Annotated in this window: 14 protein-coding genes; 7 read left to right on the top strand and 7 right to left on the bottom strand. The window is 58.5% G+C overall.

What is annotated here, in order from left to right; all coding sequences use genetic code 11:
• Window position 1: 1 nt before the first annotated feature.
• Window positions 2–940, top strand: a complete 939-nt coding sequence (locus tag ACQR3R_RS09170; RefSeq protein WP_428271734.1) for a hypothetical protein — start codon at window positions 2–4, stop codon at window positions 938–940.
• A 40-nt stretch (window positions 941–980) separates the two neighbouring features.
• Complete coding sequence (locus ACQR3R_RS09165) at window positions 981–2,060, top strand: putative urea ABC transporter substrate-binding protein (RefSeq protein WP_428271733.1); 1,080 nt, start codon at window positions 981–983, stop codon at window positions 2,058–2,060.
• A 78-nt stretch (window positions 2,061–2,138) separates the two neighbouring features.
• Here the strand turns inward: ACQR3R_RS09165 and ACQR3R_RS09160 are convergent, their stop codons facing one another.
• Window positions 2,139–2,837, bottom strand: coding sequence for a dienelactone hydrolase family protein (locus tag ACQR3R_RS09160; RefSeq protein WP_428271732.1), 699 nt, complete (start codon window positions 2,835–2,837; stop codon window positions 2,139–2,141).
• A gap of 213 nt (window positions 2,838–3,050) precedes the next feature.
• Between ACQR3R_RS09160 and ACQR3R_RS09155 the strand changes: the two genes are divergently transcribed.
• Window positions 3,051–4,553: an aldehyde dehydrogenase family protein gene (locus ACQR3R_RS09155; RefSeq protein ID WP_428271731.1), complete on the top strand. Its 1,503-nt coding sequence runs from the start codon at window positions 3,051–3,053 to the stop codon at window positions 4,551–4,553.
• A gap of 85 nt (window positions 4,554–4,638) precedes the next feature.
• Here ACQR3R_RS09155 and ACQR3R_RS09150 read toward each other — a convergent pair whose 3' ends face one another.
• The 6 genes from ACQR3R_RS09150 to ACQR3R_RS09125 all read right to left on the bottom strand — a co-directional run bounded on the left by ACQR3R_RS09150 (window position 4,639) and on the right by ACQR3R_RS09125 (window position 12,030).
• A complete protein-coding gene (locus ACQR3R_RS09150; protein ID WP_428271730.1) occupies window positions 4,639–4,968 on the bottom strand; it encodes a hypothetical protein in 330 nt (109 codons plus the stop codon).
• A gap of 491 nt (window positions 4,969–5,459) precedes the next feature.
• Window positions 5,460–5,957, bottom strand: a complete 498-nt coding sequence (locus ACQR3R_RS09145) for a GNAT family N-acetyltransferase (protein ID WP_428271729.1) — start codon at window positions 5,955–5,957, stop codon at window positions 5,460–5,462.
• 31 nt (window positions 5,958–5,988) lie between these two features.
• Complete coding sequence (locus tag ACQR3R_RS09140; RefSeq protein ID WP_428271728.1) at window positions 5,989–6,618, bottom strand: glutathione S-transferase N-terminal domain-containing protein; 630 nt, start codon at window positions 6,616–6,618, stop codon at window positions 5,989–5,991.
• 78 nt (window positions 6,619–6,696) lie between these two features.
• Window positions 6,697–8,646, bottom strand: a complete 1,950-nt coding sequence (locus ACQR3R_RS09135) for a DNA topoisomerase 3 (protein ID WP_428271727.1) — start codon at window positions 8,644–8,646, stop codon at window positions 6,697–6,699.
• 114 nt (window positions 8,647–8,760) lie between these two features.
• Complete coding sequence (locus tag ACQR3R_RS09130; protein WP_428271726.1) at window positions 8,761–10,992, bottom strand: C1 family peptidase; 2,232 nt, start codon at window positions 10,990–10,992, stop codon at window positions 8,761–8,763.
• A gap of 96 nt (window positions 10,993–11,088) precedes the next feature.
• Entirely contained in the window at window positions 11,089–12,030 is a 942-nt protein-coding gene (locus tag ACQR3R_RS09125) for an AraC family transcriptional regulator N-terminal domain-containing protein (RefSeq protein WP_428271725.1), read from the bottom strand.
• Window positions 12,031–12,216: 186 nt separating this feature from the next.
• Here ACQR3R_RS09125 and ACQR3R_RS09120 point away from each other — a divergent pair, with 186 nt between their 5' ends.
• The 4 genes from ACQR3R_RS09120 (at window position 12,217) to ACQR3R_RS09105 (ending at window position 15,126) form a co-directional block, all read left to right on the top strand.
• Window positions 12,217–13,050, top strand: coding sequence for an oxidoreductase (locus tag ACQR3R_RS09120; protein ID WP_428271724.1), 834 nt, complete (start codon window positions 12,217–12,219; stop codon window positions 13,048–13,050).
• Between the two features lie 116 nt (window positions 13,051–13,166).
• Window positions 13,167–13,535, top strand: a complete 369-nt coding sequence (locus ACQR3R_RS09115) for a DUF427 domain-containing protein (RefSeq protein ID WP_428271723.1) — start codon at window positions 13,167–13,169, stop codon at window positions 13,533–13,535.
• Window positions 13,536–13,651: 116 nt separating this feature from the next.
• Window positions 13,652–14,173, top strand: coding sequence for a sigma-70 family RNA polymerase sigma factor (locus ACQR3R_RS09110; RefSeq protein WP_428271722.1), 522 nt, complete (start codon window positions 13,652–13,654; stop codon window positions 14,171–14,173).
• A complete protein-coding gene (locus ACQR3R_RS09105) occupies window positions 14,170–15,126 on the top strand; it encodes a FecR domain-containing protein (protein WP_428271721.1) in 957 nt (318 codons plus the stop codon). Before ACQR3R_RS09110 ends, ACQR3R_RS09105 begins: the two co-directional genes overlap by 4 nt.
• Window positions 15,127–15,216 lie beyond the last annotated feature (90 nt).

The following is a 15,216-nucleotide window of genomic DNA, read 5'->3' as shown; positions in this document are numbered from 1 at the left end:
CATGCACCTTCGTGATCTACTTGCTGAGTACCCGCAGCAACCGGCGCACGGCGTTCCGGACTGGATGCTCGGCTACTACAAGCGGCACTCGATCAGCTTCGCCGATGGCCTGACCGATGTGCAAACCCACGTCTGCTGGTTTCAAAGTCGACATTTCACCATCGATTTGCGCCTGCCGCTGGAGGCCCAACAGGTGTCCGCCAAACCGCTGGGGCTATACAGCGCTGAAGAATTGCAGGTGCTGGCCAATTATGAGGGTTGGCAAGCCTTGTGTTCATGGGAGGGCGGCGTGTTGAGCTGGCACACCGATACCTCTTTTCAGGTGCACAACCGCTGGCCAGAACCCGGTGTTGTGCAACGTATCGGCAACTGCATGATCGAGTTCGCCCCCAGTGGCGCTTATGTTGAAGACTGGCGGTTGCAGTCGTCGGCCGCCGGACCGTTGATTGGCCTGCGGTTGCTGGAAGACAAGGCGCTGGACAGTGGCGTTGTGCACCACCGCGGTGGTGGGCTGATTGTCTGCGGTGATCATGCGGCGCTGGTGTTGGGTCGTGCTGATCCGCTTGTGAGCGAGACGCCGATGCGCGATCTGGTTGCGCGCAACGCGCAGGATTCGACGTGGCTGAAGCGAGCATTCAATTTCGAAACCTCGGTCGCCAGCGGTTCTCTGAATCAAGGTTTCAACGTGCATCTGTCGACCGCGCCGGCGCGTATCGGTCAGCCCCTGATCCCACTGGACGGTTTTGAATGCCTGGCGGATGGCAAGCACGTGGTCCAGTCGCTGGTGATCGACGGTATTGCCCGCGAGCGATTGTTTGTGATCGATACGCTTGAACCCACGGTCAGCTACGCGCAATCCACTGGTTTCACCGACAGTGCCGCGCAGTGGTACGCACGTGAGTCCCCAACCCTGAGCCGCTATACCCAAGCACTTTTCTGACATTTACGCGTCACCCCATTTCAGACTCCGTGAGGTTTTCATGAAGGCATTCTCGTGCGTGATTTATCGTTGTGCAGCCGTGTTGCTGGTGTTGTCCTGTCTCGTCTCTGGCGCAAACGCTGCCGAGAAAAAGCAGACGTTCAAAGTCGCCTGGTCGATCTACTCCGGGTGGATGCCGTGGGGTTATGCCAGTGAACACGGGATCATCGACAAATGGGCCAAGAAGTACGGGATCAAGATCGAACTGGTGCAACTGAATGACTACATCGAATCAATCAACCAATACGCTGCCGGTGCGTTCGATGCCTGTGGCATGACCAACATGGATGCCTTGACCATCCCCAGCGCGAATGGTGTGGATACCACGGGATTGATCCTTGGCGATTATTCCAATGGCAACGATGCGATCGTGCTGAAAAACGGCAAGACCTTCGCTGACATCAAGGGCCAGCAGGTCAATCTGGTGGAGTTGTCGGTGTCGGATTACCTGATGTCACGGGCCCTGGATATTCATGGCCTGAGCCAGCGAGACATCAAGATCATGAACACCTCCGACGCCGATGCAGTGGCCTCGTTTACCACGCCGGGCGTCACCGCTGCCGCGTTGTGGAACCCGCAATTGAGCATGGTCATGAAGCAGTCGCCGACGGCGGTACAGGTTTTTACGTCGAAGGAGATCCCCGGCGAAATCATCGACATGATGGCGGTCAATACCGAGACGTTGAATGCCAACCCGGCGTTTGGCAAGGCATTGGTCGGCGCCTGGTTCGAAACCCTGCAGTTGATGTCCGGTGACAGCGCGCAAGCGAGGGCTGCACGCACCTCAATGGCGGAGCGTTCGGGCACGGATCTAAAAGGCTACGAGGAACAACTCACCCAGACCATGCTGTTCTACACGCCGGGGACCGCGTTTGAATTCGCTAACTCAGAGGCTATTCGTCACACCATGGACAAGGTGCGCACGTTCTCGTTTGCCAAAGGGTTGCTGGGTCAGGCAGCGACCAGCGCGGACGCGGTGGGCATGCAGTTTGCCGACGGTTCGACGCTGGGCGACACGCACAACATCAAGCTGAGATTCGATAGCCGGTTCGTCAACATGGCGCTGGCAAATCAGCTCTGAACGATTTTTGGAAGGGAGGCTTGCCGGCGAAGGCGTTTTCGAAAACGCCATTGCCGGCAACCCAGGCGCGGGCAGTGTTTACAGCTCCTGACCCAAAAAGATCAGGGTATTGCCATGTGCTTCGGCTGCGGCGCGCTGGTTGTAGCTGTCGCGGTGCGAGCAGTTGAAGCCGTGTTGGGCTTCTGGGTAGACGACGATTTCGACGTTGTCGTTGTTCTCGAAACGCTCGGCGATTTTCTCCACGGCATCCAGTGAAATGTGGCTGTCCTCTTCGCCGAAGTGCATCAACAGCGGCACGTCGATTTCATCGGCACGGTCCAGTTGGTTCTGGATTCCGCCGCCGTAGTAGGCAACAGCCACATCCACCAGGCCGTTGGCCGCGGTGTTGTACGAGAGCATGCCGCCAAAGCAGTAACCGATGGAGGCAATACCGCCATCCAGGCCTGGCTGGTCTTTGAGTGCCTCGATGGCCAGCCGGATGTCGTCTTGGGCCTTGGCGACGTCAGTGGCATTCATCAGCTCGACCGCACGTTTCCAGCCGGCCTCGTCGTAGGACAGTTCGATACGCGCGCCGCTGCGCCAGAACAGGTCCGGCGCGATCACCAGATAACCGTCGGCGGCGTATTGCTCGACAACCGAGCGGATGTGTTCGTTGACGCCGAAAATCTCCTGGATCAACACGATCCCCGGGCCTTTCCTGGTGTGAGGAATCGCCAGGTAAGCGCCGAATTTACCGTCCGGGCTGTCAATCTCGATCCATTGGGTGGTTACGCTCATGGTGGCTCCTGTCTTCGCAAGTGAGGTAGGGGTTGAAGCTTGCCACGTTAACATTTCAGTGAGGGTTGCAACCTAAGAAAAGTTCAGTCTGCCGGGCGCTGCTGCCTCCACCAGGCGTGTGTTTTCGCCCTTGTAGTGGCGTGGCCGGTACGTGACGCCTGAGGGCTTTTCCTATACATTTTCCGGCCGCCCATTGCATGGTGAAACCGCTTCATGTCTCTTGCGCTCGAACGTCTAGTCGCTGGCACGCCAATCCCTTTCGCTGGTAATCGCGTCACTGTGGTCAGCCCCGAACTGGCGGCGCGCTTCCAGCCCGGTGACCATGTGTTGGTGGAACAGGTCAGTGGCGAGTTATTGCTGATCCCGGTGGCTGACCAGCAAGCGGCAGCGACTGCGATTGAGCAAGCTGAAGCAGCGTTTGCGGCGATGGCAAGTGTGCCGGATTCAGCGATCAGCGAATTTTTTGATCGTTTCGCACAGCGCCTGGAAGCCCCAGATTGCTGGGCGCTGATTGCTGCCGCCAATCAGGCAGATATTGAACGAGCCAAGGCCCGTGGACGCTCCACCACCCGATTACTGGCTGATGAACGCATGCGCGGTGACATGATCGCGGGCCTTCGGGCGTGGCGCGATGCATCGGCCACACGCGGTAAAGTGGTCAGTTGCGTTGAGCACGACGGCTGGAAAGTCGAGCAAGTCGTGGCGCCACTGGGCATTGTCGCGTTTGTATTCGAAGGTCGGCCGAATGTGTTCGCTGATGCCGCTGGTGTTTTACGCACCGGTAATACCGCTGTGTTGCGCATTGGCAGCGATGCATTGGGCACGGCTCAAGCCATCGTTACTCATGCCCTGAACCCGGCACTGGCCGATGCCGGGCTGCCGGCCGGTGCTGTATCACTGGTGAACAGCATCAATCACGCCGCCGGTTGGGCGATGTTTGCTGACCGCCGATTGTCACTCGCCGTCGCCCGAGGGTCGGGCCGCGCCGTGAGCCAGTTGGGCAGCATTGCGCAGCAGGCTGGCACCGCCGTCAGCTTGCATGGCACTGGCGGCGCCTGGTTAATCGCTGATCGAGACGCTGACGCCACGCGTTTCGCCGCCGTGGTGCGAAATTCGCTGGACCGTAAAGTCTGCAACACCCTTAATGTTTGCCTTATCCAGCGCGACCGTGTTGCTGAGCTGTTGCCGTTGTTCCTCGATGCGCTGCAACACGCCGGCAAGGCTCGCGGACAGGGTTGCAAGCTGCACATCGTCGAGGGCAGCGAGCAGTATTTGCCGGCTGATTGGCAAACGGCGAGCGTCGAGGTGTATCGCGCCGATGGCTATCAAACCGAAGCGCTGGCCGAGCCGTTGCCTGAAGCTCAGTTGGGTCGAGAGTGGGAGTGGGAAGAAACCCCGGAGGTCAGTCTGAAGATCGTCGATGATCTGGACTGCGCCATCGCCTTGTTCAATCGCTATAGCCCGCAATTCACCGTGTCGTTGATCAGTGAAGATGCCGCGGCGCACGAGCGTTTCTACAAGGCCGTCAACGCTCCTTTTGTCGGCAACGGAATCACCCGCTGGGTCGACGGACAATACGCACTGAATAAACCGGAGTTGGGTCTATCGAACTGGGAGAACGGGCGGTTGTTTGCCCGTAGTGCGATTCTTTCAGGCGACGGTGTATTCACCATCCGTAGCCGCATGACGCAAATCGACCTGAGTGTTAAACGCTAACAGTGTGTAGGTTTTATTAAATCGCACGATAAAAAAAGGCCCCGCTCGATAATTTGAGCGGGGCCTTTTTATTGGAGTTCAACTATCAGCAGAAGCGGTCGATCACCCGAACTTCGTTCTGATTCTGCATTGATGCCCACGCCTGCTTCAGCGTTTGCAGGACATTGCCGATGAAATCCCTATCGGCTGCCGCTTTTTTGCCGACGTAGCCTTGGCCGCGACGGTACATTTTCAGCCTGGCGAGCAAGTGCTGGTTATTCTTGTCGAACTCCGCTTCGTGAGCGTGAGGCGACAGGCAGTCGATATGAACCTGGCCCGATTTGCTGATCCACAAAATATGGCTGTCCAGGCTGTCTTTTTGCGCCGCGAACATACGAGCCAGTTCATCGATAGTGGGTTGATTGTTCAGATTCATAATATGCCCCTTGACCATTTGGTGATCTTTCAAAGTTGATTCGCTAATACAAGTAGCCCATCGGTTAGTTGATCCCTGGCACCGAAACCAGGACGTCAGCGTTCAGCCGCCAAAAGTGGCGAGGTCCCGCGTCTGTTGCATGTAGTCGTATTGAATAACTGCTACGCAATAGCGTCACAACGAAGAGAAGCAGCGAAAACCTGGAGGCCATTGCCGACTTTGAGGGTCGGCCACAAGCGTCATGAGGATTGATCGCCAGCGCTTCTCGTCCTTGTACTGGACGTTCGGGCCAGGTCAGCTTCTTCAATCTGCCTTGTGGGCAGGGTGTATCCGGAAAAAACAGCTCGGCGGTCAGACGAGCTTGCTCAAACATGTTGCTGTACTCCCGATCGGGGAGATGTCTGCATCATGCAAGGGCAAAACGGAGTCGTCAACGGTTTTGTAGTGAATATTTTCAAGCACTACATATTGTCCGACAAAGCTGTTTGGAATTAGCGGGCGAGGGATTGGAAGCGGTAAAAGGTGGAGGGGTAGCCGTCGACCGACTGTTGATGCAGGGTGTATTCGACGCCTTCGAGTTGAGCCATCGCATTGGCCCAGAACAGCCGCGCTGGCTGGTTCGCGTCGATATGAAAAATTTGCCATTGCCCAGGGATCTGGCTCAAGAGGGTAGACACGACAAACTTCGCGACACCTCGGCCACGCCAGCGTCGGCCGACAAACATGTAGCCAATGTTGTGCTCGGCGCCATCGATGTGTGTGTTGTCATCAACGGTCACGAAACCGGCTATTTCGTCGTCGACCTTGATCAAAAATGGCCGTGTCGCAGGGTTGCGCCAGTACGCCGTTTCTATTTGATTGCTGTAGAAGCCGTGGTCAGCGAACTTCAGCGGGAGCCACTCGCTGAAGTCGTACAGGTAGAACTGCATCAGGTTTTCGATCGTCTGCAATTCATCTCGCTGAGCGGCGTGCAGTTCTATTAACGGCATGCGGAGTGGCTCCAGCCGGAATCAGGGCTTATCAGTGCGGGGCGAAGTCGTACTTTCCACCTTTTTTGAGTGCGGCGACATAAGCAGGACGTTTCTGGAACCGTTCAACCCAGGCTGCCAGATGAGGATAGTTGCCGAGTTTGCCCTGGGCCCTGGCGATCTCGCCAATAAAGCTCATCTGGATATCGGCTGCGCTGAATTCATTACCCAGCAGATAATCGGATTGGCTCAGTGCCGCGTCGAGGTAACCCAGGTAATTAGCGACTTCCGAATTGATCCGTGGGTGCAGTGGTGCTCCGGCTTCGCCCAGCCGGCCTACGTACAGGTTCAGCATCAGCGGCAACATCGCCGAGCCTTCGGCAAAATGCAGCCACTGCACGTATTCGTCGTAGGCGGCAGTGGCTGGATCCGGTTGCAGGCGACCGTCGTCATGACGGCGAATCAGGTAATCGATGATCGCGCCAGATTCGATCAGCTTTTGCGCGCCGTCTTCGATAACCGGTGATTTACCCAGCGCATTGATCGCTTTCAGTTCGGGTGGCGCGAGGTTGGTTTTGGGGTCGCGTTGATACAGTTTCAGCTCGTAAGGGATGGCCAGTTCTTCAAGCAGCCAAAGAATCCGCTGCGAACGGGAGTTGTTCAAGTGATGCACGATAATCATGGTCGTTGCCTTCTCGTTGGGTGGGGCTGTCGTTGGGCTTGAAGAACACTAGACCATCACACGCGGTTTGAAGTGCCGTCAGGCTTTGCCCGCAGGTTTTGCCGCACGTTTGGCACCGGTCGCCGGTTTGCGTTTGGCCGGTTTGCGCTTGTTTTTCCAAGGCGTGGCGGCACGTGCAGCAGGGCTCGCCGGTCCATTGATGGTCAGGCTGAGGCCGGCGCAACGCGCGACTTGCTTGCTCATCCACGCGGCTTGCTTGGTGACGAACTCTTCCAGGCTCATGTCGCCGCTTTGCACCATGTCCAGCGCTTGCTCCCAGATCGCGGTGGTTCCGGGATCGGCAATCGCCCGGGGCACCGCATCGATCAGGCTGAAAGCGGCCGGGGTCGCGGCCAGTGCCTTACCGTTCTTGATCAGGTAACCACGGTCGAGTAGACCCTGAATAATCGATGCGCGGGTGGCTTCGGTGCCAATGCCGGTGGTGTCCTTGAGCTTCTGCTTGAGCAACGGGTCTTCGACCAGTTTGGCCACATTTTTCATGGCTTTGATCAAGTCGCCTTCGGTGAACGGCTTGGGCGGTTGGGTCCACATGTCCTTGAGCTTTACGTCCGCCACTGCGCAATCACGTCCTTCGGCGAGCGTCGGCAACGTTTGCGGTGCCGGTGCTTCGCGCCCCTTGGCCGGGGCGAGTGCTTCGGGTAACGCGCGTTTCCAGCCGGGTTCGACAATTTGCTTGCCGACCGCCCGCAGCGCTTCGCCGGCACAATCAAAATCGGCCTGGGTTCTGTCGTATTCATGATTGGGCAGGAACTGCGCCAGATAGCGCGCGCGAATCAGCGTGTAGACCGCCCGCTGTTTGCCCGCCAGCCGCTCGAGGTTTTTTGCCGCGGCGGTGGGGATGATGCCGTGGTGAGCGCTGACCTTGGCGTCGTTCCAGGCCCGGGAACGGCGCTGCGGCTCAAGGTAGCCCTGCAGAGCCTCAAGCGCCGGATCGGCCTGTCGTAGCGCGGCGAGAATGCTCGAAGCTTCACTGTGTTGGCTGACGGGCAGGTAACCGCAGTCACTGCGCGGGTAGGTGATGACTTTGTGGGTTTCGTACAAGGCTTGGGCGATGTCTAGTGTTTCCTGGGCGCCGAGCCCGAGTTTCTTCGAGCAGACTTCTTGCAGGGTGCCGAGATCGAAGGGCAGGGGCGCCACTTCGCGCATGCGCTCGGTACGCAGCTTGACCACCCTGGCGCTCGTGGCATTGCCAATGGCCGCCGCAGCCTGTTGTGCCAGCGCTGGGTTCAGGCAACGATCCTGATCATCGCAGACCTCGGAGGCCGCCCGCCACTGCGCCATGAATGCAGTGCCTTCGTGCAGCAATTGCACATCGATTGCCCAATAAGCGATCGGGACAAAATCGGCAATGCTGCGGTCTCGATCCACCACCAGCCGCAGCGTGGGTGTTTGCACCCGACCCACCGGCAACACGCCTTGATAACCGGATTGGCGCCCGAGAAGCGTGAACAAGCGACTCATGTTCATCCCGATCAGCCAATCGGCCCGTGAGCGGCCCAATGCCGAATGATAGAGGCTGAACGTTTCGGCCCCAGGCTTGAGCGACGCCAGAGCCTTGCGGATAGACGCGTCGTCCAGCGCGGACAGCCACAGGCGCTGGATAGGTCCGCGATAACGGCAATGCTCTACCAATTCGCGCGCGATCATTTCGCCCTCACGGTCGGCGTCCGTCGCGATCACCAGCTCATTGGCCTCGCCCAGCAGGCGTTTAACGGCTTTGTACTGGCTGGCCGTGCGCGGTTTGACGGTCATTTTCCATTTGTCGGGAATGATCGGCAGATCGGCCAGCACCCAGCGCTTGTAGCGTGCGTCGTAGGCATCCGGCGGCGCGGTTTCCAGCAAGTGCCCGATGCACCAGGTCACCGTCACGTCTGTTCCCAGCCAGCAGCCTTCGCCCCGGCGTTTGGCGCCGAGCACGGCCGCAATGTCTTTGGCCTGGGAGGGTTTTTCACAGAGGTACAGCCGCATAGCCACCATCGTTCATCAAGTGTGCGAGAGGCGCACAGAATGGCCGTTGATGAACGCTGGGGCAATCTTTATCTGTATGGATGTACAGCTTTGCCGTTTCCATCCATTACGCCCTCAGTAATTGAGGTTTACCACTGGCTGATCCAGTTTCCCGTCGGGTGTTCGCCGCAGGATAGTCAGCAGCGAATAGGTCATGACGTTCACATCATTGTCGAAGCCGCCGTGCGAGGTGTCGGCCTTGGTGCCCGCGCCGTAGTTCATCTTCGGGTCATTGAAAATGTGCAGGGTGGCCGCGAGTGCGTCCGGCAGCCCACGGCCGGTGGCGGCAAAACCGCTTGGAACGTTGGTGCCCCAATAAAACCGGTTCCACTGTTCGGTCATGTTCTTCGCCGCGATGTTCCATTCCGACAGGTCCGGGTCGCTGAAATCCTGGAAGTCTTTGTCCAGGGCCTTGGCCATGCCCAGCAGCGGCATGCGTTGCAATTCTTCGTAGGCGCGGGAAACGAGGTACAGCAACGACTTGTGGTAAACGCTGATGACGTTGTCATCTTGCTCACGGCTGTCGGACATCATGTGGATGTGGAAATCGGCGCGTTTGAGCCCACCGCCTTCAATCACTTTGCGAAAAGTCTGATTGGCAAAGTCCAAGGTGCAGGCGGGCGCCATCAGGGTCGACGTCTCGATGGACAAACCTCGCGCCCAGAGCAATTGAATCAGGTGACCATTGATCAACGAGCCTGCCGAGTGACCGATCAGGTGCAGTTCGACGTTCTTCTGGCCCATGTCGGCCACCAGTTTTTTCAGGTTGTCGGCCATTTCCACCAGGCCACGCGGCGTGAAACCCGCCACCGAAGCCGCGTCGGCGTTCTGCTTCATCTGACTCCACTGGTCGCCACCGAGTTTTTTGGTCGCCAGCTCCACCGTGCGGTCCATGCCTTCGAGGGCTTTATCCTTGAGGTTCTTCAACACATCACTGATGCCGCCAGCCTCGGGAAACAAACCGGGCAAGGTGTCGCGGACGATATCGGCAAAGGTTTCCAGGGCTCCGGTGCGCCAGGTTACAAACAGCGGGTAGATGCCATTTTCGAGGAAGTAGGGCGCCATCGCGCAAATCCGCTTGATCGAATCTTCTTCGGAGTTGAGCCCGCCGTGGGCGTACACCGCAATGCGCAGGGCCGAGGGTTTGTTGGTCGCGGGCAAATTGTCGTACCAGGCGCGCGGTGCTTCGTAGACGATTCGTTTAACCCCCGCCCGGACGTTTTCCACATCAGTCAGTCGGGGGCCGATGCTGCCGTTGTTTTCCATGACCACGGTCAGGCCATACGCCTGATCACTGGTCAGCAGCGCAGGCCCTTTACGCTCGGTGTCGCGGTTGCTGGCGCTGAACAACGAGAAGCCTTCGCGCTTGGCGTTGGCGCTGGACAAAGCGCTGCGAAACGGCGACTGGATATCGGCCCGCGAGCGCGCCGGGCGCGAGTTGTGCGATAGCCCACCGTGTTCGATGGGCACGCCGAGGGCGACCGTCCAGCAGTCGGTGCCATTGGCCAGCCAGTCTTCGAACGTGAGGATGGCGAAGCCCGAAAACCCCCAGTCGGTTGACCAGGAGTTCTGAACGATAAAGCCCTGGCGGGTGTAGCCGATAATGGCAAAGGCATGACCGCCCTGGGCTTTTGCCGGCCATTTGATCACGGGCAGTTGCGACAGGCTCTTGAATTGCACCGCAGGTTGTTTTTTGCCTTTGGCGCGCATCAATGCCCAGCCTTGGTGCACATTGGCCGAAACGTACAAGGCCCGGGCCTCAAACAACGCTGCCATCATGGCGGTGACATCGTCTTTTTCGACACGGTAATACACCCCGAGCGGGCGGGTCACCGCATCGATGGCCCAGCCCTCGGCCGGCGCTTCGAACGCCGGCACCGACCCGTCGCGACGGACGGTGTACGGCCACAGCTCCTGTGCGCAAACACCGTGTTTGTGCCAGCCTTTCAACGCGCCGCGACAACTGGAGCCGGTGTAATCCTCGCCAGGCCATTCGTCATACAGTTTGGCCAGATGATAGAGCTGACGCGGACTGGTTTTGGTCGAGGCCCGGTCGCGCAGCCACAACAAATAGTTGACCACCTCCGCCAGGCCAAACCCGGTGCACGCGCCTTCGTTGCCTTGATACAGCACCATGTCTCTGGCCAGGTAACCCGAGAGCTCGGCGGTGATTTCATTTTCGGCGGGCCACGAGGGTGGCAGCGACTGCACACGTGGGGTAAAAATCCGGTCGCGCAGGTCCAGTCGGTCCGGGCGTGCGTCGAGGGTGATGATCTTCTTGTCGAGGGAAAACTGTGTAGCGGGCATCTGCGAACCCTCAATGTCGGCGATTTTTCGATGCTAATGATCGTAGACGATGCGTGCAGACATTTTTGCCGTCGGTCTGCTGACGATCAATTGCGTTCAGTGCGATGACACAAACACCGAGTTCTCCAGTGGCGGCGGCAACGCGAACGCGCCTTTCATGCGAGCGACCTCATCGGTCGGCGTCAGGCCGAACAGCCTTTTGAACTCCCGGCTGAATTGCGAGCCACTTTCGTAACCGACCTGGTTTGCAGCCATCGTCACGGAGTAACCGTTGCGGGCCATCAGCAGCCGGGCCTGGTGCAAACGTGTGGTTTTCAGGTATTGCATTGGCGAGGTGTGGGTGACGGCTTTGAAGTGGGCGTGGAAGCTTGGCACGCTCATGTTGGCCTCTGTTGCCAGGTCATCCACGTCCAGCCTTTCGCCGAGATTGGCGTGGATTTTTCGCAACGCACGGGAAATTCTGCCGAAGCGACCGTGGGTGCTGAGTGCCGCGCGCATCGATCCGCCCTGGGCGCCAGTGAGTATCCGGTAATAGATCTCGCGCACCAGGGCCGGTCCGAGTATTCGACTGTCCAGCGGTGAATGCAGCGCCTCCAGCAATCTGAGTACCGAATCGCTTAAACGCGGCTCCATGGGCGAGGCAAACATACCTTGCGCCTTGGCCACGGGCTCATCGCCCAGTTGCAGCATCAGCTCGGCGACAAGGTTGAAATCAAGGTGCAGATAAAGTGCCAGCAGTGGCTCCTGGGCGGTGGCATCGGTTTCCATGGTGAAGGGCACCGGTACGGTCACCACCAGATAGTGCCGGGCGTCATAGCGGTAGGTTGTCTCTCCCCAATAGCCCCTTTTACGCCCCTGGCAGACGATGACGATGCCCGGGTCGTAAAGCACCGGCGTGCGTTGCAATGGCCGGTTGCACCGCAGCAATCGCACGTCCGCCAGCGGCGTCAGGTTGTAGCCTTCGTCCGGCGCCAGCACGCTGAGTAACGAGACTGTCCGCTGCTGGCAATCGTTTTGATCTAATGCTGACTGACTCACCACGCGGTACTCCCCAGTGTTCACTGAAGCAAATGTGTTCTGCTCAGATTAAAAAATCAATCGTCTGATAGGAATAGGCAAATCATCCACACTAATGGGCGTTCAGGCGTCAGGGCGGTACTCCTACCATGGGCTTCAGCTTGACTGCCGCGCTGTGCGGCAGCAGCTCTGAACGTGGAGATGAACATGAGCACGAAAAAGACCCTTTTCGTCACAGGCGTCAGCAGCGGCTTCGGCAAGGCATTGGCCAATGAAGCGCTCGCTGCTGGCCATCGGGTTATCGGCACCGTGCGCAATGACGCCGCTCGCGTCGAGTTCGAGCGGCATGCCTCGCAGAGGGCCTTCGGGCGGTGCCTGGATGTCACAGACTTCGCCGCCATCGATCCTGTTGTCGCCGAGGTTGAGGCCACCCTCGGCCCGGTGGATGTTCTGGTGAATAACGCCGGTTATGGCCACGAAGGTATTTTCGAAGAGTCTGCTCTCGACGAAATGCGTCAGCAGTTTGAGGTCAATGTGTTCGGCGCGGTGGCCGTCACCAAGGCATTTGTGCCGTTCTTTCGCCAGCGCCGGGCAGGCCATATCATCAACATCACCTCGATGGGCGGCTTCATCACGATGCCGGGCATTGCCTACTATTGCGCGAGCAAATTTGCCCTTGAGGGAATATCCGACACGTTGAGCAAAGAGCTCCAACCATTCGGTATCGCGGTGACGGCGGTTGCTCCCGGCTCTTTTCGTACCGATTGGGCGGGGCGTTCGATGCGGCGTTCGCAACGCAGCATTGCCGATTACGATGCCGCATTCGACCCGATCCGTAATGAGCGGCAAGCCAAGAGTGGCAAGCAATTGGGTGATCCGGTGAAGGCAGCCCGGGCCATGCTGGCGCTGATTGACTGTGACGCTCCGCCAGCGCACTTGCTGCTGGGCAGCGATGCGTTGCAACGGGTGCGCGAGCGGCTGGCGAGCATGGGCCGCGAGATTGATCAGTGGGAGGCGCTCAGCCGCTCAACGGACGGTTGAGTGCCGGCTAATAAATGCAGGCTCCGTTCGGCTGCGCAGCCGTCGCGATCGCTGAAGATGGTTTATACCTGATACGTGCTCGAGCACCTCCATTCGCTTCATGAGGAACGAATTCCATGAACATTCCGGGTCCTGGCAACACGATCACCATTGCAGAGCAGCCAGGCTGTCTGTTGGTGAAGTTTCACGGTATTCAGGTGGCCGCTTCTTCACGCGCGCTGGTGTTGCTGGAGGGCAATTATCCTCCGGTGTACTACGTCCCGCGTGACGACATCGATCAGCAGTATTTTGCCCGCACCGACCACAGCAGCTATTGCCCCTATAAGGGCGACGCCAGTTATTTCAGCCTGCAAGTACCAGGGCATGAAGCCACCAATGCGGTCTGGAGCTATGAAAATCCCAAAGTGTCGGTGGACCAGATTCGCGGATATGTGGCGTTTTATCCCGACCAGGTAACCTTTGAAGTGCTCAATAACGTGGAGTAATCAAGGCGCGGCGCTACGGGGTATGTCGGCACTTGCGGTCCAACATGGCTATTGCCAATCACCCGCTGCAAACATGACAATGCGAGTCATTATCAGTCGCGAATTATTCCATCGTCATGTCCGCCAATGATTTGTCCCTGCGCAGTGCCGTCAACGATCTTTATTGCGAACACCATCGTTGGCTCAATGGCTGGTTACGCCAGCGCCTGGGCAACGCTTTCGATGCGGCGGACCTGGCGCAAGACACCTTCGTTCGCGTGATCAAGGCGCGCAATGCGCTGGAGATTCGCGAGCCTCGGCCGTACTTGTCGATGATCGCCAAAGGCTTGCTGATCGATCTGTTTCGTCGACGTTCGCTGGAGCAATCCTATCTGGAAGCCCTGGCCACGATGCCGCAATGCCAGCAACCTTCGCTGGAAGAGCAAGCGATTTTGCTGCAGGCGCTGATGGAAATCGACCGCTTGCTGCAAGGCCTGGGGCCGAAGGTGAAGCTGGCGTTCATTCTTTCGCAGTTCGAAGGCCTGACCTACCCGCAGATAGCCGAACGCCTGAATATCAGCTCGCGTACGGTCAACAATTACATGGCCAAAGCCATGGAACATTGCTGCCTGATGCAGATTCAACTGGAACTGGCATGAGCCTTTCAGCTGTCGAACTGAAAGCGATCAGCCTGGCTGCCCAGTGGTACGCCAGGCTGCACTCGGGTGTCGCCACCGATGCCGATCACGCTGCGTGGAATGCCTGGCTGGTTGCTGATCCTGCCCATCGTCACGCCTGGCAACGCATGACCGCCGTCGGCGAGCAAATGGCCAGCGTGCCGGGCGCGCTCGCATCGCCAGCACTGCGCGGTGCGCAGCGTTCGCGACGCCAGGTGTTGCGCAGCGTGGTGGTGCTGGCTTCGGCCGGTTCGCTGGGTGGGTTGGGGTGGCGCAGCGAGACGCGGCAAAACCTGTTTGCCGATGTCCGTACGGCGGTCGGGGAGCGCCGTGAGGTGCGTCTTGCGGATGGCAGTACGTTGCTGTTGAACACCGACACTTCAGTCAACCTGCGCTTCGACGGCAAGCAGCGAGTGCTCGAATTGTTGTGGGGCGAAATTCTGGTGACCACCGCCGTTGACCCGTTACAGCGACCGTTCAAGGTCATGACTCGTCATGGCGAGGTGTTGGCGTTGGGCACGCGTTTTATCGTGCGCTCACAGAATCACGGCGGTGAGGTGGCGGTGCTGGAAAAAGCAGTGCAGGTGACGTCGTCCGGCAGCGGTTCGCAGGTGCGGCTGGAGGCTGGCCAGCGTGTGGATTTCAATGCGCATTCATCCGGCCCGTTGCGGCGTAACGATGCGTCTGTGGGTGCCTGGCAACAGGGCAGTATTATTGCCATTGATCGCCCGTTGGCCGAGTTGCTGGCCGATCTCTCGCGTTACCGCAGCGGCGTATTGCGCTGCGATCCGCGCATTGCCAACCTGAAAATCTCGGGTGCATTCCCTGTCGATGACACCGATCTGGCGCTGGCAGCCCTCGAAAGCGGTTTTTCACTGCGCATCAGCCGTTACAGCCGCTATTGGGTCAACGTGTCGGGTGCTGATGCGCAATAGCGGTCACGCGGCATAAAAAATTTTTACGCCTTTTTGCACTTTTCATGCGCATCGTTCGGCTCATCCCTCAGTGAGTTTTATTGATCGTTT

The organism is Gordonia sp. IEGM753, from assembly GCF_050321825.1.
In the GTDB taxonomy this organism is placed as follows: domain Bacteria; phylum Pseudomonadota; class Gammaproteobacteria; order Pseudomonadales; family Pseudomonadaceae; genus Aquipseudomonas.
Note: the sequence above shows the minus strand (reverse complement) of the source record. Positions and strands in the feature narration are given on the sequence as shown.

Bases quoted from the DNA above. Each gene is read 5' to 3' on its own strand.
- ACQR3R_RS09170 (WP_428271734.1), top strand. From the start codon at position 2: ATGCACCTTCGTGATCTACTTGCTGAGTACCCGCAGCAACCGGCGCAC.
- ACQR3R_RS09165 (WP_428271733.1), top strand. From the start codon at position 981: ATGAAGGCATTCTCGTGCGTGATTTATCGTTGTGCAGCCGTGTTGCTG.
- ACQR3R_RS09160 (WP_428271732.1), bottom strand. From the start codon at position 2,837: ATGAGCGTAACCACCCAATGGATCGAGATTGACAGCCCGGACGGTAAA.
- ACQR3R_RS09155 (WP_428271731.1), top strand. From the start codon at position 3,051: ATGTCTCTTGCGCTCGAACGTCTAGTCGCTGGCACGCCAATCCCTTTC.
- ACQR3R_RS09150 (WP_428271730.1), bottom strand. From the start codon at position 4,968: ATGAATCTGAACAATCAACCCACTATCGATGAACTGGCTCGTATGTTC.
- ACQR3R_RS09145 (WP_428271729.1), bottom strand. From the start codon at position 5,957: ATGCCGTTAATAGAACTGCACGCCGCTCAGCGAGATGAATTGCAGACG.
- ACQR3R_RS09140 (WP_428271728.1), bottom strand. From the start codon at position 6,618: ATGATTATCGTGCATCACTTGAACAACTCCCGTTCGCAGCGGATTCTT.
- ACQR3R_RS09135 (WP_428271727.1), bottom strand. From the start codon at position 8,646: ATGCGGCTGTACCTCTGTGAAAAACCCTCCCAGGCCAAAGACATTGCG.
- ACQR3R_RS09130 (WP_428271726.1), bottom strand. From the start codon at position 10,992: ATGCCCGCTACACAGTTTTCCCTCGACAAGAAGATCATCACCCTCGAC.
- ACQR3R_RS09120 (WP_428271724.1), top strand. From the start codon at position 12,217: ATGAGCACGAAAAAGACCCTTTTCGTCACAGGCGTCAGCAGCGGCTTC.
- ACQR3R_RS09115 (WP_428271723.1), top strand. From the start codon at position 13,167: ATGAACATTCCGGGTCCTGGCAACACGATCACCATTGCAGAGCAGCCA.
- ACQR3R_RS09110 (WP_428271722.1), top strand. From the start codon at position 13,652: ATGTCCGCCAATGATTTGTCCCTGCGCAGTGCCGTCAACGATCTTTAT.
- ACQR3R_RS09105 (WP_428271721.1), top strand. From the start codon at position 14,170: ATGAGCCTTTCAGCTGTCGAACTGAAAGCGATCAGCCTGGCTGCCCAG.